The sequence below is a fragment of the Staphylococcus sp. HMSC34C02 genome, from assembly GCF_001838705.1.
Classification (GTDB): domain Bacteria; phylum Bacillota; class Bacilli; order Staphylococcales; family Staphylococcaceae; genus Staphylococcus; species Staphylococcus borealis.
Window position 1 is genome coordinate 36,723 of sequence record NZ_KV838564.1, and the last position, 7,434, is coordinate 44,156.

Annotated in this window: 9 protein-coding genes; 5 read left to right on the plus strand and 4 right to left on the minus strand. The window is 33.2% G+C overall.

All coding sequences use genetic code 11. The features are described 5' to 3' along the window. Window positions 1-224 (plus strand): hypothetical protein (locus tag HMPREF3239_RS12530; RefSeq protein WP_218117666.1); only part of this gene is annotated, 224 nt, incomplete at its 5' end. A 6-nt stretch (window positions 225-230) separates the two neighbouring features. Here HMPREF3239_RS12530 and HMPREF3239_RS02605 read toward each other — a convergent pair. Next, a complete protein-coding gene (locus HMPREF3239_RS02605; protein ID WP_053028617.1) occupies window positions 231-992 on the minus strand; it encodes a MurR/RpiR family transcriptional regulator in 762 nt (253 codons plus the stop codon). Between the two features lie 190 nt (window positions 993-1,182). Here HMPREF3239_RS02605 and HMPREF3239_RS02610 point away from each other — a divergent pair, with 190 nt between their 5' ends. Continuing rightward, on the plus strand, window positions 1,183-2,784 hold the full coding sequence (locus HMPREF3239_RS02610; RefSeq protein ID WP_070854618.1) for an alpha-glucoside-specific PTS transporter subunit IIBC: 1,602 nt from the start codon (window positions 1,183-1,185) through the stop codon (window positions 2,782-2,784). A gap of 255 nt (window positions 2,785-3,039) precedes the next feature. Here the strand turns inward: HMPREF3239_RS02610 and HMPREF3239_RS02615 are convergent, their stop codons facing one another. Further along, window positions 3,040-3,570, minus strand: coding sequence for a hypothetical protein (locus HMPREF3239_RS02615; RefSeq protein WP_070854619.1), 531 nt, complete (start codon window positions 3,568-3,570; stop codon window positions 3,040-3,042). A 309-nt stretch (window positions 3,571-3,879) separates the two neighbouring features. On the opposite strand from HMPREF3239_RS02615, the gene HMPREF3239_RS02620 reads away from it, so the two are divergent. After that, on the plus strand, window positions 3,880-4,524 hold the full coding sequence (locus HMPREF3239_RS02620; RefSeq protein ID WP_070854620.1) for an HAD family hydrolase: 645 nt from the start codon (window positions 3,880-3,882) through the stop codon (window positions 4,522-4,524). Between the two features lie 5 nt (window positions 4,525-4,529). Beyond that, window positions 4,530-4,721, plus strand: coding sequence for a hypothetical protein (locus HMPREF3239_RS02625; protein WP_053028613.1), 192 nt, complete (start codon window positions 4,530-4,532; stop codon window positions 4,719-4,721). Window positions 4,722-4,843: 122 nt separating this feature from the next. On the opposite strand, the gene HMPREF3239_RS02630 is transcribed toward HMPREF3239_RS02625, so the two are convergent. Next, window positions 4,844-5,035 (minus strand): hypothetical protein, encoded by a 192-nt coding sequence (locus tag HMPREF3239_RS02630; RefSeq protein WP_053028612.1) that lies wholly within the window; start codon window positions 5,033-5,035, stop codon window positions 4,844-4,846. Then, complete coding sequence (locus HMPREF3239_RS02635; protein ID WP_053028611.1) at window positions 5,035-5,385, minus strand: hypothetical protein; 351 nt, start codon at window positions 5,383-5,385, stop codon at window positions 5,035-5,037. The genes HMPREF3239_RS02630 and HMPREF3239_RS02635 overlap by 1 nt, the downstream gene beginning before the upstream one ends. Before the next feature lie 422 nt (window positions 5,386-5,807). On the opposite strand from HMPREF3239_RS02635, the gene HMPREF3239_RS02640 reads away from it, so the two are divergent. Then, the gene (locus tag HMPREF3239_RS02640; protein ID WP_070854621.1) at window positions 5,808-7,196 is read left to right on the plus strand and encodes an amino acid permease; all 1,389 of its coding nucleotides are present in this window, start codon (window positions 5,808-5,810) and stop codon (window positions 7,194-7,196) included. Window positions 7,197-7,434 lie beyond the last annotated feature (238 nt).

The following is a 7,434-nucleotide window of genomic DNA, read 5'->3' on the forward strand; positions in this document are numbered from 1 at the left end:
AGCTGACTGAACTGAGAAGGCGCTTAAATCAAGCCTTTCTCAGTTCTAGTCATCCTTGCGGGCGGGGCACCAACAAAGAGAATTTCACTAAGAAATTCTACAAGCTAAGCAAGCTGGGAGTGGGGCCCCAGCAAAGAGAATTTCATCAAGAAATTCTACAAGCTAAGCAAGCTGGGAGTGGACGACGAATTCAAAAGAATTCTGTCCCGCTCCCATTTTGTTAATCGCGCTTAACTGAGTTCACCGCTATCTTTTCGTTCATTATATTTTCGTAGTAATGTTTCGAAGAAAATATGATAACTAATAAAACTTGAGTAATCTGTACCATCATATAAATAGAACGTATTACTTGATACATAAACGTTGTAGCTAGCCTTTTGCGCTAGTGTATTATCTTTCATTGTTGTCACTGAGATAAAATATTTTTGACGTAATTGAAGTAGATTAGTTACATCTGAAAGTTGATGGCTTTCACCAGAAAGAGAAATAATGAAAAATAAATCTTCAGCTACTGAACGGTTCAGTACCATCTTTAATTCGTGTACGTCATGTAAGACAATGATATTTTTATGCATTGTTAACAATATTCGTTGCGCTTCTTCCGCAACGTTCTTTTGCGCACGACCGGTGCCATATAAATAAACAGTAGATGCATGATTCAGTTTATCTGTAATCAAATTATAATCGATGCGATCTAAATAGCTAAATGTTGTTTCTATTTCTTGTTTAAAAGCATCCATTGAATCTTTTGGCAGTTGACTTAAATGTTCACTTTCAAATTTAAGATAGGATTTAAAGTCACTATAACCATCAAATCCTAACTTTCGTGTGAAACGATGAATCGTAGCATTAGATGCATGAGTGAATTGCGAGAGTTCATGTATTTTTAAAGTTTTACATTGATTGACATGCGTATTTACAAAATGTGCAATTTGAAGGTCGTTATCATTTAACTTGTCGAAATTAGCATTTACTTTTTCATCTAATAGCACAAAGACACCTCTCATTCTTTCCTGAAAATATTTTCATGTATAGAAAACATAAACTGATTATACAAAATTATTTCAAAATCGGTCAACGTCATTGTATATGTGTAAGCGTTTACTATAATAGATATTAAGAAAACGCTTTTATATGTACGATGGACTTAAGTACAACATAGAAAGATTTGGGGGTTAAATTATGAACGCTATTAAACGATTTGGGAGTGCTATGATCGTTCCCGTATTAATGTTTGCATTCTTTGGGATTGTATTAGGTTTTGCGACATTATTCAAAAATCCAACTATCATGGGCGGATTAGCAAATGATCATACATTTTGGTTTAAATTTTGGTCTGTAATTGAATCAGGTGGTTGGGTAATCTTCAATCATATGGAAATCGTATTCGTGGTTGGATTGCCTTTATCATTAGCTAAGAAAGCACCTGGTCATGCTGCTTTAGCTGCATTAATGGGCTATTTAATGTTTAATACATTTATCAACGCGATTTTAACGCAATGGCCACATACATTTGGTGCCAACTTAGAAAAAGGTGTTGAAAATGTAACTGGCTTAAAAGCAATTGCTGGTATCGAAACATTAGATACAAATATTCTTGGTGGTATCATTATTTCTGCCATCGTGACATGGATACATAACCGATTCTATAGCAAGAAATTACCAGAAATGTTAGGTGTATTCCAAGGTTTAACATTTGTTGTAACAATATCATTCTTTGTTATGTTACCAATTGCAGCAATCACATGTGTTGTATGGCCAACAATACAAAGTGGTATTGAATCAATGCAACATTTCATTATCGCATCTGGTTATATTGGTGTTTGGTTGTATCATTTCTTAGAACGTGTGTTAATTCCAACTGGTTTACATCACTTCATTTATGCGCCAATTGAAGTAGGTCCAGTTGTAGCAAAAGATGGACTTAAAGCAGAATGGTTTAGACATTTAAATGAGTTTGCTGAAAGTAGTAAACCTTTAAAAGAACAATTCCATTATGGTTTCATGTTACAAGGTAACGGTAAAGTGTTTGGTGCGATTGGTATTGCATTAGCAATGTATTCTACAACGCCTAAAGCAAACCGTAAAAAGGTTGCAGCATTGTTAGTACCAGCTACTTTAACTGCGGTAGTTGTTGGTATTACTGAACCTTTAGAATTTACATTCTTATTTATCGCACCTTACTTATTTGTAATTCATGCATTATTAGCAGCGACAATGGATACAATTATGTATGGTTTCGGCGTTGTTGGTAACATGGGCGGCGGTTTACTTGATTTCATCGCGACGAACTGGATTCCATTAGGACAAAATCATTGGTTAACTTATGTAGCTCAAGTTGTGATAGGCTTGATTTTCTCAGGTATCTATTTCGTTGTATTCAGATACTTAATCTTGAAATTTGATATTCCATTACCAGGACGTCGAGCTGAAGAAGAAGTTAAATTATTCTCTAAGAAAGATTACAAAGAGAAAAAAGGCGATGGAAGTACGTATAATTCAGGCTTTGAACCTAGCAATGAATATGAAGCGAAAGCACATTATTATTTAGAAGGATTAGGCGGAAAAGAAAATATTAAAGACGTTACAAATTGTACAACGCGTTTACGCTTAACAGTTAATGATGAATCAAAAGTTGAAGATAGTGCTTATTTCACTCATGAACAAATGGCTCATGGCCTCGTGAAAAGTGGTAAAAACGTTCAGGTGGTAGTTGGAATGACTGTCCCACAAGTACGTGAAGCATTTGAACATTTAGTTTATGATGACAATGATAAAAAATAATGTATTTAAGTAAAAGGCCAGCAGAAAATCTGGAATAAGATTTTCTACTGGTCATTTTTTGTATACAATCCTATTTTGGTAAAACGTTTCTATCACTTGCTCACCATAAACAGAGCGTCACTTGGATTTAAACCCATTGTTATCATAAAAAGAAAATGCATAAGGAGTGGGACAGAATGCTATTTAAATTCTTTGTCCCACTCCTAACTAGTTTGGTTATTCTACGTAGTATAGATTTACTATGATGATAGTTAATTAAGAAATGTTTGCTTTATGTAGTACACGTGTTTTATAAGATGCAGAAAGAATATCAATATTTCTGCATGCAATCGTTTGTAGTAATTTGCTGAATGTTTCAGGTGCACAACATACGCTTGCACAGTTGTTATTTAATGTGTATTTGATATCAAAGTTATTTGAGAAATAAGTCATAATATCAATAACTTTATCTTTAATGAATGCATCTTGGAGGCCGTCTATTGCTAAATCGAAACGTTTAGATGATTGATAAGGTTGTTCCGTATCTAGTAACGTATTTACTCGTTTAGGAGATAAAATCTGATAAATTGAGAATTGATAAAAACTTAAAAAGCTAATAAAATATGGCAGTTGCTGCTTAGGTAAGCTAACTTCTAAAACGGGTATATCATAGTATTTGATTATTGAATATTGAAATGAATCGCAAAATTTAACGTCTTTGCAGACTTTAATTAAATGTTTTCGAGTTGATCTAGATTTTAAACCTACAATGTTGATAATGTAAGTTTCAAATTTGTCTAACAACATGCAATGACCTCCTATATTTATTTAACGTATGTAAAAAGCATTTAGCCTGTAAATTCCCTTAAGTCGTACACCGTTCTTTTATACACACTGATTGTATCACTCTTTATTAATATTAGCACTAGGACTTTTGAATGAAGTTCGATTTAATTATTTTGTAATCCAATCGTAACGCGATTTAACATGGAATTAAATTTACGCATTCAAATAGCGTTTCCTTTTAAACGTGTTAGTACGTATTCGGCGAAGTATGAAATTCATATGTCATATGATAAACTTAGCAATAATTGGAGTAATTAAAGGAGCAATCTTATGTATAAAGCTGTAGTATTTGATTTCGACGGTACCATTATAGATACTGAGAAACACTTATATGAAATAATTAACAAACATCTTTCATTTCATGGCGTGAAACCTGTGACACTTGAGTTTTACAGAAGTCACATTGGGGGACATGCGCAAGGGTTACATGACTATCTTGAACAACAAATTGGTATTGAGAAGAAACAAAAAATATATGATGAACATAATAATTCGAGTCATGAATTAGATATTATCGACACAGTGTCTTCATTAATGAAATATTTAAAACAACGACACATACCTATGGCGATTGCGACAAGTAGTTATAGGGAAGAAATTATGCCTACGATTCAAACGTTAGGTATTAACGATTATATTGATGTGATTGTAGGAAGAGAAGATGTTGAAGCGGTGAAACCAGACCCAGAGCTTTATTTAACGGCTGTACAACGCTTAAATTATTCACCTGCACATTGCTTAGCTATTGAAGATTCAGCCAATGGCGCTACTGGTGCAATGAATGCTGGGTTAGATGTAATTATTAATACAAATGAGATGACAGAAGCACAAGACTTCTCTGACATAGCTTATGTCGGCAAAGATTTAAGCTTTGAAGAGATAGTAAATACATTCTTTGAAGCGAATAAGGAGTAAATATGATGTCGTGGCAAATTATCATATTCTTTTTAGCAGGTCCTATTATCATAGGCATAGGAAATTTAGTATTAGGCCCTATATTTAGTAAACATATACCTTTTAAAGTTCAAGTGCGTTCTTTCGTTGTCGGTACAATGATCTATTTGATTTTAGCTACTATAGGCTATTACTTATTGTTACAAGGAAGAATATAAAGCACTCGTATGATAGTTAGTAAATAGAAAAGAGTGGGAGTGGGACAGAATTCTTTTAAATTCGTCGTCCCACTCCCTCTTTCTATAAAAATCTAGTTTTACGATTAGATTATGATTACCGCTTAGTTCATAAATACTTTTAATATAATAGTGACGATTAATAAGACGATGAGAATTAAATCAATACCTACCATAATTGTATAACGTGTGGATTTTTGACCTTGTGATTTAGCTTGTTGCATCGCTTTATAATTAGGCACTAAACTTAGTATAAGTAAGACAATAATTAAAATGATACCTATTGTGACAGACATTATTTTGTACCTCCATTCTGTTTATCAATCCATTCCCAAATAAATCCTGCTAAAAGGCCAACAATGAGACCCGCTATAACACCCATTTCCAGTGTAAAGAAGAGGGCACCTATAATTATGAAAATAATTAAAGCGATTGGCAACGTAATGCCAAATTTTAACTTACGCTCATCTGAATTGAAAATTGTAAACACAGCAAAATATAATAAGAAAAAAGTTAAAGTTGCGATTAGTGTTCTTATGATTAGTGGATTAACGGTATCATGATTGGCACTGAAATAGTTTAATAGAAAGAAAACGATGCCAAATATAATAGAAATTTTAACACTCTTTTTTAACAATGCTTGCATTCATTAATACTCCTTGTATTGATCAGTAAAAATTCTAACAAAAGTATATCACACTCTAAATTAATTTTTGCGACATCCTCATCCATTAAACGCTCAGAAAATGATTATAAACAATTGAATTAAAAAAAGATTATTTGCAAAAGTGAAAAATCTCAATAAAAAATATTGTAAAAAGTAACTTTGTTTAAATGGCAAAAATACTGTAAAATCAAGGTTTTTAAAAATTTGAAAAGAGTTATTACAACAGTAATGGAAGCGATTTCGAAAAGTTGTAAAATTTATGTTTTAATTTTGTCAAATTATAGTATAATAACTTCATTAAGGTAAAGGAACTTTTAAGGGAAAAGAAGGAAAGCAAAAGAGGGTTTTCTGAAAGACAAAAGTATTCGAACCTTAGATTTAATAGAGATGGGGTTATTTTAATGGATAACAATGAATTACATAGGGGGCTAAGTGCACGTCAAATTAGAATGATCGCACTTGGTGGTACTATTGGTGTTGGTTTATTTATGGGAGCAACAAGTACGATTAAATGGACTGGTCCATCAGTTATTTTTGCATATTTAATCGCAGGGATCTTTTTATTCTTAATCATGAGAGCAATGGGGGAAATGATTTACTTAAATCCAACTACTGGATCTTTCGCTACATTTGCGAGTGATTACATTCACCCTGCAGCAGGATATATGACAGCATGGAGTAATATCTTCCAATGGATTGTTGTAGGAATGAGTGAAGTTATTGCAGTGGGCGAGTATATGAATTATTGGTTCCCAAACTTACCACAATGGATTCCTGGTGTCGTTGCGGTGCTACTATTATTAGCAGCTAACTTAACTTCTGTAAAAGCATTCGGTGAATTTGAATTCTGGTTTGCAATGATTAAAGTTGTAACAATTATATTAATGATCATTGCTGGTTTAGGATTAATCTTCTTTGGAATTGGTAATGGTGGCCATGCGATTGGACTTTCAAATTTATGGTCTCATGGTGGCTTTATGCCTAATGGATTTGTAGGTTTCTTCTTTGCATTATCAATTGTTATTGGTTCTTACCAAGGCGTTGAATTAATTGGTATCACTGCCGGAGAAACAAAAGATCCTCAGAAAAATATTAAAAGTGCAGTAAACGGTGTTATCTGGCGTATATTAATTTTCTACATTGGTGCGATTTTCGTAATTGTTACTATCTACCCATGGAATCAATTAGGTGAAATCGGTAGCCCATTTGTAGCTACATTTGCTAAAATTGGTATCACTTTTGCAGCTGGATTAATTAACTTCGTTGTTTTAACTGCAGCATTATCTGGATGTAACTCAGGTATCTTTAGTGCAAGTCGTATGATCTTTACATTAGGTCAAAAAGGTCAAATGCCTAAAATCTTTACACGAGTTATGAAAAATGGTGTACCATTCTATCCAGTATTAGCCATTGCTTTAGGTATCTTAGTAGGTGCGTTATTAAATGTTATTCTTCCTTTATTTATTAAAGGTGCGGATAGTATTTTCGTATATGTATATAGTGCATCTATATTACCTGGTATGATTCCTTGGTTTATGATTTTAATTAGTCACATTCGTTTCAGAAGATTGCATCCTGAGAAGGTTGAAGGTCATCCATTCAAAATGCCTGGTGGAACGTTTGCGAGTGCAATTACAATCTTATTCTTATTAATTGTATTAATTGGCATGTTATTCAACAAAGAAACAGTTGTTTCAGTTGTCATTGGTATTATTTTCTTAGCAGCGGTAACGACTTACTACTTCGTTCGTGGACATCACAAAAATGATGGATACCGTAAAGTTAAATAAGCGCATAAATAAATCAAATCAAACATCATCAACACATGATTCAAAATGGACTAAGACACACAGTGCTTAGATTCATATGAAGGGGAGTGGTACAATGAATTTAAATCAATTCTGTGCCGCTCTCTTTTTAACGCTTTTACCGAAAGAAAGCGTCGTAACAAAAAGAGCTAAAACCCAAGTCATAATGTCTTGGTTACATTAAATAAGAGGCTGGGACATAAATAATATAATGAAGCTA